The organism is Pseudomonas protegens (assembly GCF_003732485.1).
In the GTDB taxonomy this organism is placed as follows: Bacteria; Pseudomonadota; Gammaproteobacteria; order Pseudomonadales; family Pseudomonadaceae; genus Aquipseudomonas; species Aquipseudomonas protegens_B.
The window spans coordinates 349,120-362,054 of record NZ_MOAK01000080.1 but is presented as its reverse complement, the minus strand read 5'-3'; the positions used below and the strand labels follow the sequence as shown (position 1 = coordinate 362,054).

14 protein-coding genes are annotated in these 12,935 nt (G+C 62.4%); 11 read left to right on the top strand and 3 right to left on the bottom strand.

What is annotated here, in order from left to right; genetic code table 11:
- Together BLX41_RS22930 and BLX41_RS22925 are read left to right on the top strand one after the other, a co-directional pair.
- Positions 1-670, top strand: a 670-nt coding sequence (locus BLX41_RS22930; protein ID WP_259745103.1) for an SdiA-regulated domain-containing protein, incomplete at its 5' end; no start/stop codon positions are given.
- Positions 671-767: 97 nt separating this feature from the next.
- Positions 768-1,673, top strand: coding sequence for an SdiA-regulated domain-containing protein (locus BLX41_RS22925; protein WP_123726721.1), 906 nt, complete (start codon positions 768-770; stop codon positions 1,671-1,673).
- A gap of 73 nt (positions 1,674-1,746) precedes the next feature.
- On the opposite strand, the gene rpiA is transcribed toward BLX41_RS22925, so the two are convergent.
- Positions 1,747-2,418 carry a ribose-5-phosphate isomerase RpiA gene (gene rpiA, locus BLX41_RS22920; protein ID WP_123726720.1) on the bottom strand — a complete coding sequence of 224 codons (672 nt, stop codon included), beginning with the start codon at positions 2,416-2,418 and terminating at the stop codon, positions 1,747-1,749.
- Positions 2,419-2,608: 190 nt separating this feature from the next.
- On the opposite strand from rpiA, the gene ilvA reads away from it, so the two are divergent.
- The 4 genes from ilvA to BLX41_RS22900 are packed head-to-tail and all read left to right on the top strand — an operon-like array spanning position 2,609 to position 6,328.
- Positions 2,609-4,123: a threonine ammonia-lyase, biosynthetic gene (gene ilvA, locus BLX41_RS22915; RefSeq protein ID WP_123726719.1), complete on the top strand. Its 1,515-nt coding sequence runs from the start codon at positions 2,609-2,611 to the stop codon at positions 4,121-4,123.
- A gap of 40 nt (positions 4,124-4,163) precedes the next feature.
- A complete protein-coding gene (locus BLX41_RS22910) occupies positions 4,164-4,592 on the top strand; it encodes a DUF2269 family protein (RefSeq protein ID WP_123726718.1) in 429 nt (142 codons plus the stop codon).
- Between the two features lie 15 nt (positions 4,593-4,607).
- Positions 4,608-5,864, top strand: a complete 1,257-nt coding sequence (locus BLX41_RS22905; protein WP_123726717.1) for an SDR family oxidoreductase — start codon at positions 4,608-4,610, stop codon at positions 5,862-5,864.
- Positions 5,861-6,328 carry a DUF2269 family protein gene (locus tag BLX41_RS22900; RefSeq protein WP_102862127.1) on the top strand — a complete coding sequence of 156 codons (468 nt, stop codon included), beginning with the start codon at positions 5,861-5,863 and terminating at the stop codon, positions 6,326-6,328. Before BLX41_RS22905 ends, BLX41_RS22900 begins: the two co-directional genes overlap by 4 nt.
- Positions 6,329-6,391: 63 nt before the next feature.
- Here the strand turns inward: BLX41_RS22900 and BLX41_RS22895 are convergent, their stop codons facing one another.
- The gene (locus BLX41_RS22895) at positions 6,392-7,048 is read right to left on the bottom strand and encodes a histidinol-phosphatase (RefSeq protein WP_102862126.1); all 657 of its coding nucleotides are present in this window, start codon (positions 7,046-7,048) and stop codon (positions 6,392-6,394) included.
- Between the two features lie 144 nt (positions 7,049-7,192).
- Here BLX41_RS22895 and BLX41_RS22890 point away from each other — a divergent pair, with 144 nt between their 5' ends.
- Positions 7,193-7,672, top strand: coding sequence for an RNA pyrophosphohydrolase (locus BLX41_RS22890; RefSeq protein ID WP_011064073.1), 480 nt, complete (start codon positions 7,193-7,195; stop codon positions 7,670-7,672).
- Positions 7,673-7,694: 22 nt separating this feature from the next.
- Positions 7,695-9,974, top strand: a complete 2,280-nt coding sequence (ptsP, locus tag BLX41_RS22885; RefSeq protein WP_123726716.1) for a phosphoenolpyruvate--protein phosphotransferase — start codon at positions 7,695-7,697, stop codon at positions 9,972-9,974.
- Positions 9,975-10,047: 73 nt separating this feature from the next.
- Here ptsP and BLX41_RS22880 read toward each other — a convergent pair whose 3' ends face one another.
- Positions 10,048-10,794 (bottom strand): NRDE family protein, encoded by a 747-nt coding sequence (locus tag BLX41_RS22880; RefSeq protein WP_123726715.1) that lies wholly within the window; start codon positions 10,792-10,794, stop codon positions 10,048-10,050.
- 123 nt (positions 10,795-10,917) lie between these two features.
- Between BLX41_RS22880 and BLX41_RS22875 the strand changes: the two genes are divergently transcribed.
- From BLX41_RS22875 to BLX41_RS36055, 3 genes are all read left to right on the top strand, one after another.
- Positions 10,918-11,700, top strand: a complete 783-nt coding sequence (locus tag BLX41_RS22875) for a sulfite exporter TauE/SafE family protein (RefSeq protein WP_123726714.1) — start codon at positions 10,918-10,920, stop codon at positions 11,698-11,700.
- Between the two features lie 81 nt (positions 11,701-11,781).
- Positions 11,782-12,591, top strand: coding sequence for a prolipoprotein diacylglyceryl transferase (lgt, locus tag BLX41_RS22870; protein WP_123726713.1), 810 nt, complete (start codon positions 11,782-11,784; stop codon positions 12,589-12,591).
- Positions 12,592-12,639: 48 nt separating this feature from the next.
- Positions 12,640-12,935 (top strand): thymidylate synthase (locus tag BLX41_RS36055; RefSeq protein ID WP_404942789.1); only part of this gene is annotated, 296 nt, incomplete at its 3' end.

Here is a 12,935-nt window from a genome sequence, read left to right as displayed (position 1 = left end):
CGATCTCTCCTACAATCCGCAGACCAAAACCCTGTTTTCAGTGATGGGCAAGCATCCGTTCCTGGCGGAGTTGACCCTGCAAGGCGACGTATTGCGCAAGATCCCTCTGGTGGGCTGGAGCAATCCGGAAGGGGTGGCCGTTCTGGAAAACGGCCTGCTGGCGATAGTCGATGAGCGTCAGCATTCGCTGGTGATCGTCAAGGTCGACGCCAGTACCAAGGAGCTGAATATCGCTGATTTTCCGACCTACGACCTGGGCCCTTCGGAAGACCAGAACAAGGCTTTCGAAGCCATCGCCTGGAACCCGCGCAAGCAGCAACTGCTGTTGGGCGAGGAGCGTCCGCCGGCACTCTTCACCTGGAGCAGCGATGGTAGCCAGGTGCTCAAGGGCAACAAGCAAAAGCTCGCCAGTGACGAACTCGATCTGCGCAACCTTTCGGCCCTGGGCATCGATCCGCGTACCGGTCATACCCTGGTACTGTCCGCCGACTCCCATCTGCTGCTGGAGCTGGACGAACAGGGCGAGCAAGTCAGCTTCATGGCCCTGCTCGCGGGCTTCAACGGCCTGCAGAACACCATTCCCCGGGCCGAAGGCGTGACCATGGATGAGGCCGGCAACCTGTACCTGGTCAGCGAGCCCAATCTGTTCTATCGCTTCGAGAAGCAATAATCTCCTGGTCCGGCGTTCTTGCCGGACCGTCAATTAAGCTTGAATTCAGACGACTGTGATATTTCATCAGCCTGTCCTGATTTCGAGTTCGCCCGTCATGTATCGACTGACCCGCTTGCAACCCCTCTACCTGGTCCTCGGCCTGCTGGCCGTGCTGCTTGCCGCTTTTGCCCACAACCATCGGTTGTGGCAGCGCGCCTGGTTCGATTGGCAATCCTACTGGCAGGTGACGGCCCCCCAATCTCTGGGCCTGGGTGACTATCGAGTGGTACTGGAGGCGCAGTCTATTGAAGGGTTGGATGAGGTTTCGGCACTCACCTACGATCCGCTGCGCAACAGCCTGTTCACCGTGACCAACAAGAATTCCGAGCTGGTAGAGCTGTCCCTGGACGGGCAGGTCCTGCGGCGTATTGCTCTGCTGGGTTTTGGTGATCCGGAGGCGGTGGAGTTCATCAGCGCCAATACCTATGTGATCAGCGATGAGCGGCAGCACCGGCTGATCAAGATACAGCTGGACGACGAAACCACCGTGGTGGATGCGGCAGAGGCCGAGCAGATCACGCTCGGTGTGCACCTTTCGGGGAACAAGGGTTTTGAGGGCCTGGCTTACGACTCACAGGGTCAGCGCTTGTTCGTTGCCAAGGAACGCGACCCGATGCTGATCTATGAGGTGCAGGGCTTTCCCCATCACGATCCGGAAAAGTCCTACGGGGTGCATGTGCTTAATAACCCCGAGCGGGATGCCGGGCTTTTTGTACGCGACCTCTCCAGCCTGCAATACGATGAGCGCAGTGGTCATCTGCTGGCCTTGTCGGACGAATCGCGCCTGGTGGTTGAACTGGATGTCGAAGGGCGCCCGCTGAGCACCCTGGCATTGGGCAAGGGACGCCAGGGCCTGAGCAAGGCAGTGCCCCAGGCCGAAGGGATGGCCATGGACGACGAGGGCACCCTGTACCTGGTGAGCGAGCCGAACCTGTTCTACGTCTTCAAGAAACCGATGTAGGAGCTGGCTTGCCAGCGAAGAGGCCTTCAAAACCGCCTTCGCCCGCCTACCGGCCCCTACCCGCAGGGCTCGCTCAGGCCTTGAGGGTTTTTACCCCTTCGGCCGTACCCAGCAGCAGTACATCCGCAGGACGCGCGGCGAACAGGCCATTGGTGACCACACCAACAATCCCGTTGATCTGGCGCTCCAACTCCACCGGGTTGGTGATCTGCATGTTGTGCACGTCGAGGATGATGTTGCCGTTGTCGGTGATCACTCCTTCGCGGTACACCGGGTCGCCGCCCAGTTTCACCAGCTCGCGGGCTACGTGACTGCGGGCCATCGGGATCACTTCAACAGGCAGTGGGAAGTTGCCCAGCACCGGCACCAGCTTGCTGGCGTCGGCGATGCAGATAAAGGTCTTGGCCACGGCGGCCACGATCTTTTCCCGGGTCAGGGCTGCGCCGCCGCCCTTGATCAGATTCAGGTGCTCGTCGCTCTCGTCGGCGCCGTCGATGTAGAACTCCAGGTCGCTGACGGTATTGAGTTCGTACACCGCAATCCCGTGGCCCTTGAGGCGTGCGGCGGTGGCTTCGGAGCTGGCCACGGCGCCGTCGAAGGCGCCCTTGTGCAGGGCCAGGGCATCGATGAAACAGTTGGCGGTGGAGCCGGTACCGACCCCGACGATGCTCTTGTCATCGAGTTTCGGGAGGATAAGGTCGACGGCGGCCTGGGCGACTGCCTGTTTGAGTTGATCCTGGGTCATGCGGGCTCCGAAGCGGGCAAGGGGGGCACAAAGGCCGGCATTATAGGCGCCGCGGCAGATCAGGTCATTGCCCGTTTGGCTTCTCGTCTCGTTCGGGGCGCGGCTAAAACCTCTGTATTCGTGTGGTCGTGCAGACAAACGCTGGGTTAGACTCCCTGGCCCTGCCCAACCCGCTCAGTGATGCTTTCCGATGCTCGAACAGTACGTCAAGAAGATCCTCACCTCGCGCGTTTATGACGTTGCCGTAGAAACCCCATTGCAGACTGCCCGCCAGCTTTCCGAGCGGTTGGGCAATCAGATCTGGCTCAAGCGTGAAGACTTGCAGCCGGTGTTCTCGTTCAAGATTCGTGGCGCTTACAACAAGCTGACCCAGCTCAGCGACGCCGAGCGCGCGCGCGGCGTGGTCACGGCATCGGCGGGCAACCATGCTCAGGGCCTGGCCCTGGCGGCCAAGGTGCTGGGGGTCAAGGCCACCATCGTGATGCCTAAGACCACGCCGGAGATCAAGGTCGAAGGCGTGCGTTCCCGTGGCGGCAAGGTGGTGCTGCATGGCGACTCTTTCCCCGAAGCGCTGGCCTATTCGCTGAAGCTGGTGGATGAAAAAGGCTACGTTTATATCCACCCTTACGACGATCCCCACACCATTGCCGGGCAGGGCACTGTGGCCATGGAGATCCTGCGTCAGCACCCGGGCCCGCTGGACGCGATTTTCGTGCCGGTGGGTGGTGGCGGGCTGATCGCCGGTATTGCCGCTTATGTGAAGTACCTGCGTCCTGAGATCAAGGTAATCGGTGTCGAGCCGGACGACTCCAACTGCCTGCAAGTGGCCATGGCTGCGGGTGAGCGGGTCGTGCTGCCGACGGTGGGCATCTTCGCCGACGGTGTGGCCGTGGCGCAGATCGGCCAGCACACTTTCGACATCTGCAAGGACTATGTGGACGAAGTGATCACCGTCAGCACCGACGAGATCTGTGCGGCGATCAAGGATATCTACGACGATACCCGCTCGATCACCGAACCTGCCGGCGCGTTGGGCGTGGCGGGGATCAAGAAGTACGTCGAGCAGCGCGGTGTCACCGGGCAGACTCTGGTGGCCATCGATTCCGGGGCCAATGTCAATTTCGACCGCCTGCGCCACGTCGCCGAGCGCGCCGAGCTGGGCGAGGGCCGCGAAGCCATCATCGCCGTGACCATTCCCGAGAAACCGGGCAGCTTCAAGGCGTTCTGCGAGGCGGTGGGCAAGCGTCAGATCACCGAATTCAACTACCGCTACAACACCGGCAGCGAAGCCCACATCTTTGTCGGCGTTCAGACCCACCCGGAAAACGATCCGCGCAGTGCCCTGGTCGCCAGCCTGACCGATCAGGGTTTCCCGGTGATCGACCTGACCGACAACGAACTGGCCAAACTGCATATCCGTTACATGGTCGGTGGCCATGCGGAGAAGGTCAGCGACGAAGTGGTGCTGCGCTTCGAATTCCCGGAGCGTCCGGGGGCGCTGTTCAACTTCCTCAACAAGCTGGGCGGGCGCTGGAACATCTCCATGTTCCATTACCGTAACCATGGCGCGGCCGATGGCCGAGTGGTCGCCGGCCTGCAAGTACCGGCCGATGAGCGTCATCTGGTGCCGGCGGCCCTGGAGCAGATCGGCTACCCGTACTGGGATGAAAGCGATAACCCGGCTTATCAGCTGTTCCTCGGCTGAACGACTACGCTGAGGATCGGAGCCTTAAGGAAGCGAGAACATGGAAACACTGACCACGCTGAAGACGCTTCATGTGCTGGCTACCGTGCTGCTCTTGGGCAGTGCGCTGGGCCTGGCGATCTGGGTCTGGCGCCTGCGCCGCCAAGGTGATGCGACGGTCTACAGTCGCGTGTTGCACCGTCCGGGGCTGTTCGGCTGGCTGCTGCTGGCGGTGGGCTTGCTGACTCTGCCGTTCAGCGGCTGGTGGTTGGTGCATCTGGTGGGTTGGCCGCTGGGGCAGGCTTGGGTTCTGGGCTCCAGTGTGCTCTACACCCTGGGCGTTCTGGCCTGGCTATGGCTGATGGTGCGCCTCAACCGCCTGCGGCTGGCCAAGGCCGCCAGTGGTCTGACCTTCACCCTGGCGCTGGCGATCTTCAGTGCGGTGTGTTTCGTCACCATTGCCGGGCTCATGGGCGCCAAGCCGGTCTAACCCTTAAGGATTGCCATGAAGGTTGTTCTGGTGGGGGCTACAGGGTTTGTCGGCCGTCATCTGCTGGCGGCGTTGCACGCTGCCGGCCATCAACTCATCGCCACCAGTCGCCATCGGCAAACCCGGAGTCTGCCTGGCGTGCAATGGCGGCAACTGGACCTCGATCGCCTGGGGCTTGAGCCGCAGCCTTTTGACTTGCCTGCTGATACCGACCTGTTGATCAATGCTGCCGGGCTGTTGAGCAATGATGCCCAGGCACTGACTCTGACTCAGGACCTGGGGACCCGGGCGCTGTTCGATCTGGCGGCAGCCCGGGGTGTACGGGTGTTGCAGATTTCCGCCTTGGGCGCCGGCCAGCAGCCGCAAGTGCCGTTTCTGGCGAGCAAGGCGGCTGCGGATGATTACCTGCTGCGCCTGGGTATTCCGGCTGTGGTGTTGCGGCCATCCCTGGTGCTCGGCGCGGGTGGCGCCAGCAGTGGCTGGCTGGCCCGGCTGTCGCCCTGGCCGCTGATTCCATTGTTGTCCGCCAAGGCCCGAATGCAGCCCCTGCATGTGGATGACCTGAGCGCTGCCGTGCTTGCGTTGATCGGGCAATGGCCTGCGCAGTCCATGGTGCTGCCGCTGGTTGGCCCTGAGCGGATGACCATGGCGCAGTTGCTGGATCGTCTGCGTGCGGCTCAGGGCTGGGCCCCGGCGCGCTATTTCCAGTTGCCCTCAGTCGTCCTGGCGCTGGTCGCAAGGGTGGGGGAGCGCCTGGGCTGGCGGGCCCTGAACCGGCAGAGCCTGAGCATGGCCCGTTGCGACAACCTGGGGGACCCTGAAGTACTGGCGTCGGTCTGCGGTTATCACGCCGCTCCCCTGGCAGCCCGGCTGCAAGACTGGCCACAGGCCGCACAGAGCACTCAGTTGGCCCTGCGGCCGCTGCTGCTGGTGGTAATGGTGCTGATCTGGCTGGGTACGGCGGTGGTGTGTATCGGTCCCGGCTACGACTGGGGCCTGCGGATCATGGCCGAGGCCGGGGTGCAGGGCGCCTGGGCGGCACTGGCGGTGATCGCGGGATCGCTCTGCGACGCGGTGCTGGGTGTCGGTCTGCTGCTGCGGCGTTGGCGCCGGCGGGCCCTGCAGGCGCAGCTCGCACTGATGCTCGGCTACACCCTGATCATCAGTCTGATCCTGCCGCATTTCTGGTTTGACCCTTATGCCGCCGTGGCCAAGAACCTGGTGCTGATGGTGGCGACTCTATGGCTGTTGTGGACTGAACCCCGTCGATGAGCGCTTATCTGCTGTTGAAAACCCTGCATATCCTGTCCTCGACCGTTCTTTTCGGCCTCGGCGCGGGTTCGGCCTATTACGCACTGCGGGCCTGGCGTAGCGGCAAGCTGGAAGTGATTGCCGTGACATTCAAGCACTTGGTGTTCGCCGATTGGGCCTTTACTGCAACTACGGCGGTCTTCCAGCCGTTGAGTGGGCTGGGATTGGTGCATCTGGCGGGCTGGCCGATCCAGCAAGCCTGGCTGATGTGGAGCTTGGGGCTCTATGTCTTGGCGGGGCTGTGCTGGTTGCCGGTGGTCTGGTTGCAGATCCGGGTGCACAAGATGGCTGAGCAGGCGCTGCGGGACGGCGTGCCGATGCCCTTGCGGGCAAACCTTTACATGCGCTGGTGGTTCGCCTTGGGCTGGCCGGCGTTTCTGGCCTTCATGGCGATTTTCTATTTGATGGTGGCCAAGCCGGTTTAGAAGCCTTCGCCGGCAAGCCGGCTCCTACGACCGCTTGTAGGAGCCGGTTTGCCGGCGAAGCGCTCAATCCCGCAGGCTGATCACCTGCCAGCCGCGCTTCAGAGCCTCGGCCCGCAGGTTTGGATCAGGGTCGACGGCCACTGGGGTGGCCACTTGCTCCAGCAACGGCAGATCGTTCATCGAGTCGCTGTAGAAGTAGCTGCCTTCCAGGTCATGACCGGTTTCTTCCAGCCAGCGCTGCAGGCGGATGACCTTGCCTTCACGGAAGCACGGTACGTCGGTGCTGCGTCCGGTGTAGCGGCCGTCCTGCATTTCGCATTCGGTGGCGATCAGGTGTTCCACCCCCAGGCGCTCGGCGATCGGCGCGGTGATGAAGCGGTTGGTAGCGGTGATGATCACCAGCTTGTCGCCGGCCTCGCGGTGCTGGGCCAGCAGGGCCTGGGCCTTGGGTAGCAGGATGGGCTCGATGCAGTCGCGCATGTAGTCGCGATGCCATTGTTCGAGCACGGCCATCTCGGTGCGGCCGAGGATTTCCAGGCAGAAGTTCAGGTAGGCGGCGTTGTCGAGTTTGCCGGCCAGGTAGTCCTGGTAGAACTCGTCGTTGCGGGTCTTGTAGGCGACGGCGTCGAGGAAGCCCCGCTCGCACAGGTAGTCGCCCCAGGCGTGGTCGCTGTCGCCGCCCAGAAGCGTGTTGTCCAAGTCGAATAAAGCCAGGCGCATTGCAGTTACTCGCTGAAAAGTAGCGGAAAAAGGTGCCCAGAATACGGTCTTTTCACAAGAGTGCACATAAGGTAAGCAGCCTCGTTGCTGCATTCCCAAGCTTTGTGGAACAATGCGGCGACATGCGTTTGCGAGGTTGTAGCCGTGATCGACCCCGATGGTTTCCGCCCCAATGTCGGGATCATTCTGACCAATGATGCCGGACAGGTGCTATGGGCTCGCCGTATCAATCAAGATGCCTGGCAGTTTCCTCAAGGGGGCATCAACCCCGACGAGACGCCGGAAGACGCCTTGTATCGCGAGTTGAACGAAGAAGTAGGGTTGGAGCGCGAAGATGTGCAAATTCTCGCCTGCACCCGGGGCTGGTTGCGCTATCGTTTGCCGCAACGTCTGGTCCGGACCCACAGCCAGCCGCTGTGCATCGGCCAGAAACAGAAATGGTTTCTCCTGCGCCTGATCTCCAACGAGCAGCGGGTGCGGATGGATTTGACCGGTAAACCGGAATTCGATGGCTGGCGTTGGGTCAGTTATTGGTATCCGTTGGGCCAGGTGGTGACATTCAAGCGCGAAGTGTATCGCCGCGCTCTCAAAGAGCTTGCCCCGCGCCTTTTAGTGCGCGACTGACGACGGAGTTCGACCCCGAGCCATGCTCAATACGCTGCGCAAGATCGTCCAGGAAGTTAACTCCGCCAAGGATCTCAAGGCGGCGTTGGGGATTATTGTATTGCGCGTCAAAGAGGCCATGGGCAGCCAGGTCTGCTCGGTCTATCTGCTGGACCCGGAAACCAACCGTTTCGTGCTGATGGCCACCGAGGGCTTGAACAAGCGCTCCATCGGCAAGGTCAGCATGGCCCCCAACGAAGGCCTGGTCGGCCTGGTGGGCACTCGGGAAGAACCTCTCAACCTGGAAAACGCCGCCGATCACCCGCGTTATCGTTACTTCGCCGAAACCGGTGAGGAGCGTTACGCCTCGTTCCTCGGTGCCCCGATCATTCACCATCGGCGCGTCGTGGGTGTTCTGGTCATCCAGCAGAAAGAGCGCCGCCAGTTCGACGAGGGCGAAGAAGCCTTCCTGGTGACCATGAGCGCGCAACTGGCCGGGGTGATCGCCCATGCCGAGGCCACCGGTTCGATCCGCGGCCTGGGGCGCCAGGGCAAGGGTATCCAGGAGGCCAAGTTCATTGGCGTGCCAGGCTCCCCCGGTGCCGCGGTAGGCAGCGCGGTGGTGATGTTGCCACCGGCTGATCTGGACGTGGTCCCGGACAAATACATCACCGACATCGACGCCGAGCTGGGGCTGTTCAAGACCGCCCTGGAAGGGGTGCGCGCCGATATGCGGGCGTTGTCGGAAAAACTCGCGACCCAACTGCGCCCGGAAGAGCGCGCGCTGTTCGACGTCTACCTGATGATGCTCGACGACGCCTCCCTGGGCAGCGAAGTGAAGACCGTGATCAAGACCGGGCAATGGGCCCAGGGTGCATTGCGCCAAGTGGTCACCGATCACGTCAACCGTTTCGAATTGATGGACGACGCCTACCTGCGCGAGCGTGCCTCGGACGTCAAGGACCTGGGGCGACGGCTCCTGGCCTATCTGCAGGAAGAGCGCCAGCAGACCCTGGTCTACCCCGACAACACCATCCTGGTCAGTGAAGAGCTGACCCCGGCCATGCTCGGCGAAGTGCCCGAAGGCAAGCTGGTGGGGTTGGTGTCGGTGCTGGGTTCGGGCAACTCCCACGTGGCGATTTTGGCCCGGGCCATGGGCATTCCCACGGTGATGGGCCTTGTCGACCTGCCGTATTCCAAGGTCGACGGCATCCAGATGATCGTCGACGGCTACCACGGTGAGGTCTACACCAACCCCAGTGACGTGCTGCGCAAGCAGTTCGCCGATGTGGTGGAAGAAGAGCGGCAACTGGCCCAGGGCCTGGACGCATTGCGCGACCTGCCTTGCATCACCCCCGATGGTCACCGCATGCCGCTGTGGGTCAACACCGGCCTGCTGGCCGATGTGGCCCGGGCGCAGAAGCGTGGTGCCGAGGGCGTTGGTCTGTACCGCACGGAAGTGCCGTTCATGATCAACCAGCGCTTCCCCAGCGAGAAAGAGCAGCTGGCGATCTACCGCGAGCAGTTGGCGGCCTTCCATCCGCAGCCGGTGACCATGCGCAGCCTGGACATTGGCGGTGACAAGTCGCTGTCGTATTTCCCGATCAAGGAAGACAACCCCTTCCTTGGCTGGCGCGGCATCCGCGTGACCCTCGACCACCCGGAAATCTTCCTGGTGCAGGCCCGGGCGATGCTCAAGGCCAGCGAGGGCCTGAACAACCTGCGCATTCTGCTGCCGATGATTTCCGGCATCCATGAACTGGAAGAGGCCCTGCACCTGATCCACCGTGCCTGGGGTGAAGTCCGCGATGAAGGCACCGATGTGCCCATGCCTCCAGTGGGGGTGATGATCGAGATTCCGGCGGCGGTCTATCAGACCCGGGAGCTGGCGCGCCAGGTGGATTTCCTTTCGGTGGGCTCCAACGACCTGACCCAGTATCTGCTGGCGGTGGACCGCAACAACCCGCGGGTCGCCGACCTCTACGACTACCTGCATCCGGCGGTACTGCAAGCGCTGCAGAACGTGGTGCGTGACGCCCATGCCGAAGGCAAGCCGGTGAGCATCTGTGGCGAAATGGCCGGTGATCCGGCGGCTGCGGTGCTGCTGATGGCCATGGGTTTCGACAGCCTGTCGATGAACGCCACCAACTTGCCGAAAGTGAAGTGGATGCTGCGTCAGGTCAACCTGAGCAAGGCCAAGGAACTGCTGGACGAGATGATGACCATCGACAACCCGCAAGTTATCCACAGCTCGCTGCAATTGGCGCTGAAGAAGCTCGGTCTGGCGCGGATGATCAATCCGGCTTCGAGCAAGACCCTGTAATCGGGGTGTTTTCTTCGCCGGCAAACCGGCTCCTACAACGGTCTGTGTAGGAACCGGCTGGCCGGCGAATGTTTCAAACCCTCAGCTCAACCTCTCCCAGATGCCCGCCATACGGGCCGAAGCTGCGTTCCAGCAGATGCCGCGAACCGTCGGCGTGGACGATCAGCGCGGTGCTGGCGCGGGTGCCGTAGCTGGGACTGGCGATGAATACGCTGGACAGCAGGCTCTCCGTAGCCAACCCCACTCCGGTGTCCGGCAGCTCGGCGAAGGGCGCGGTCTGCGGATCGCTCAGCAGTGCCAGCAGGGTCTGCGGTTGCGGATCGGGCAGCACTTCCTGCAGCGCAGCCTTGGCCTTGAGCAACTTGGGCCACGGCGTATCGAGTCCGGCATTGGACAGGCCGTAGACACCGGGCTTGAGCAACTGCGGCTCCAGGTTCTGGGCGTTGTAGTGCCACAGTTGGTCGGCGGTACCCAGCAGCAGGTTGAACCCGGCGTACTCCACCGAGCGGCCGACGACATCGTGCAAGTAATCTTCCAGAGGGATGCTGCCGGCGAGAAAGCGCGCTACCAGTTCGCCGCGGGAGCGTCGTGCCGGGGGTTGATGAGGATTGCGGATGTTGGTCAGGGCGGCAAAGCGTCCGTCGGCACCGACGCCAAGCCAGGTACCTCCTGCCTCCAGGTCGCGTCCGGCGTGGATCTGCGGCGACTCCGGCCACTGCCCCAGGGGCAGGCTGGGCCGGGCATAGAACTCGTCACGGTTGGCCGCGACGATCAATGGCTGAGCATGACCCGGCCGCCAGGCGAATACGATCAAGCACATTAAGGTGGCCCCCTGTGTGTTTTTGCCCACTGTACGCACAGATCCAATGGGTATCCATCGCCATCCAGTGGAGTCGGGGGCGGCGCATCCGTTACCATGCCGGTCTTATTTTCGGATGCTCCCATGGAATTTCTGCTCTATCTGCTGTTGGGCGCCTGTGCAGGCGTACTGGCCGGGCTGTTCGGCGTGGGCGGCGGCATCATCATTGTCCCGGTGCTGGTGTTCAGTTTCACCCTGCAAGGCTTCGATACCTCGGTGCTGACCCATCTGGCGGTCGGTACTTCTCTGGCCAGCATCATCTTCACCTCGGTCAACGCCGTTCGCGAACACCATCGCCGTGGCGCGGTGCGCTGGCCAATCTTCGCCTGGATGGCCCTGGGCATTCTGCTGGGGGCCGGTTTTGGCGCGCTGACCGCCGAAGCGATTTCCGGCCCGCACCTGCAAAAAATCATCGGTGTCTTCGCCCTGGTGGTGGCCTTGCAGATGACCCTGGAGCTCAAGCCCAAGGCCAGTCGCCAGGTGCCCGGCAAGCTGGGGCTGGCGGCGGCCGGCGGTGTGATCGGCTGGGCCTCGGCGATCTTCGGCATTGGCGGCGGTTCGCTGACCGTGCCGTTTCTCACCTGGCGCAGTGTGCCGATGCAGCAGGCGGTGGCCACTTCCTCGGCCTGCGGCTTGCCCATTGCCCTGGCCAGTGCCTTAAGTTTCATGATTCTGGGCTGGCATGACCCGCAGCTTCCGGCTCATAGTCTCGGCTACATTTATTTGCCGGCGCTGCTGGGCATTGCCCTGACCAGCATGGTGTTCGCCCGTATCGGCGCGCGCATGGCCCACACACTGTCGCCACGACTGTTGAAGCGAATGTTTGCCGCGCTGCTGTTCTGCGTGGGGATCAGCTTCCTGTTCTGAACGGTGACGCAATCCTGGCTTAATCCTGGAGTGGCAGTTTCCCCCGGGAATCTAGAGTTCTAACCCTTACGAGGAGTCGCAATGCTGCCTTACCCGCAGATTGATCCGGTAGCGCTGGCCATCGGCCCGCTGAAAATCCACTGGTACGGCCTGATGTACCTGATCGGCATTGGCGGTGCCTGGTTGCTGGCGTCGCGCCGGCTGAACCGTTTCGATCCGACCTGGAGCAAGGAGAAGCTCTCGGACATGGTGTTCTGGATGTCCATGGGGGTGATCGTCGGTGGGCGGCTGGGTTACGTGCTGTTCTACGACCTCAGTGCCTACCTCGCCAACCCGACCCTGATCTTCGAGGTATGGAAGGGCGGCATGTCGTTCCACGGCGGTTTCATCGGGGTAATGCTGGCGGCCTGGTGGTTCGGCAAGCGCAACAACAAGACCTTCTTCGAACTGATGGACTTCGTCGCGCCCATGGTGCCGATCGGCCTGGGGGCCGGGCGTATCGGCAATTTCATCAACGCCGAGCTGTGGGGCAAACCCACCGACGTGCCTTGGGCGATGATCTTCCCGCCGTTCAGCGATCCGGCGCAGTTGCCGCGGCATCCGTCGCAGTTGTATCAGTTCGCCCTGGAGGGCGTGGCGTTGTTCCTGATCCTGTGGCTGTTCTCGCGCAAACCGCGGCCGACCATGGCGGTTTCCGGTATGTTCGCCCTGTTCTACGGTATTTTCCGCTTTGTCGTCGAGTTCGTCCGGGTCCCGGATGCCCAGCTCGGCTACCTGGCGTTTGGCTGGCTGACCATGGGTCAGGTTCTCTGCGTGCCGATGATCCTCGGCGGCCTGGGACTGATCTGGCTGGCTTATCATCGCGCTCCGGCCCAGAGTGCGGCGCAATAAATTCGAACCCCGGGGCGTCAGCCCCGGGTTCAAGGATGCAGGTAATTCATGAAGCAATATCTTGATCTGGTGGCCCACGTCATCAACAACGGCACCAAGCAGGCCAACCGCACCGGTGTGAACACCATCAGCTTCCCCGGGGCCATGCTGCGCTACGACCTCAAGGAAGGTTTCCCGGCCATCACCACCCGCAAGATGGCCTTCAAGTCGGCCATCGGCGAGATGGTCGGCTTCCTGCGCGGGGTGAACAACGCCGCCGAGTTTCGTGCGCTGGGCTGCAAGGTCTGGGACCAGAACGCCAACGAAAACGCCCAGTGGCTGGCCAACCCGTTCCGCCAGGGCGA

What these genes read in the sequence shown, in the direction of transcription:
- BLX41_RS22875 (WP_123726714.1), top strand. Translation starts at nt 10,918, where the DNA reads ATGGAATTTCTGCTCTATCTGCTGTTGGGCGCCTGTGCAGGCGTACTG.
- lgt (WP_123726713.1), top strand. Translation starts at nt 11,782, where the DNA reads ATGCTGCCTTACCCGCAGATTGATCCGGTAGCGCTGGCCATCGGCCCG.
- BLX41_RS22880 (WP_123726715.1), bottom strand. Translation starts at nt 10,794, where the DNA reads ATGTGCTTGATCGTATTCGCCTGGCGGCCGGGTCATGCTCAGCCATTG.
- BLX41_RS22900 (WP_102862127.1), top strand. Translation starts at nt 5,861, where the DNA reads ATGAGCGCTTATCTGCTGTTGAAAACCCTGCATATCCTGTCCTCGACC.
- BLX41_RS22925 (WP_123726721.1), top strand. Translation starts at nt 768, where the DNA reads ATGTATCGACTGACCCGCTTGCAACCCCTCTACCTGGTCCTCGGCCTG.
- ilvA (WP_123726719.1), top strand. Translation starts at nt 2,609, where the DNA reads ATGCTCGAACAGTACGTCAAGAAGATCCTCACCTCGCGCGTTTATGAC.
- BLX41_RS22895 (WP_102862126.1), bottom strand. Translation starts at nt 7,048, where the DNA reads ATGCGCCTGGCTTTATTCGACTTGGACAACACGCTTCTGGGCGGCGAC.
- BLX41_RS22910 (WP_123726718.1), top strand. Translation starts at nt 4,164, where the DNA reads ATGGAAACACTGACCACGCTGAAGACGCTTCATGTGCTGGCTACCGTG.
- rpiA (WP_123726720.1), bottom strand. Translation starts at nt 2,418, where the DNA reads ATGACCCAGGATCAACTCAAACAGGCAGTCGCCCAGGCCGCCGTCGAC.
- ptsP (WP_123726716.1), top strand. Translation starts at nt 7,695, where the DNA reads ATGCTCAATACGCTGCGCAAGATCGTCCAGGAAGTTAACTCCGCCAAG.
- BLX41_RS22905 (WP_123726717.1), top strand. Translation starts at nt 4,608, where the DNA reads ATGAAGGTTGTTCTGGTGGGGGCTACAGGGTTTGTCGGCCGTCATCTG.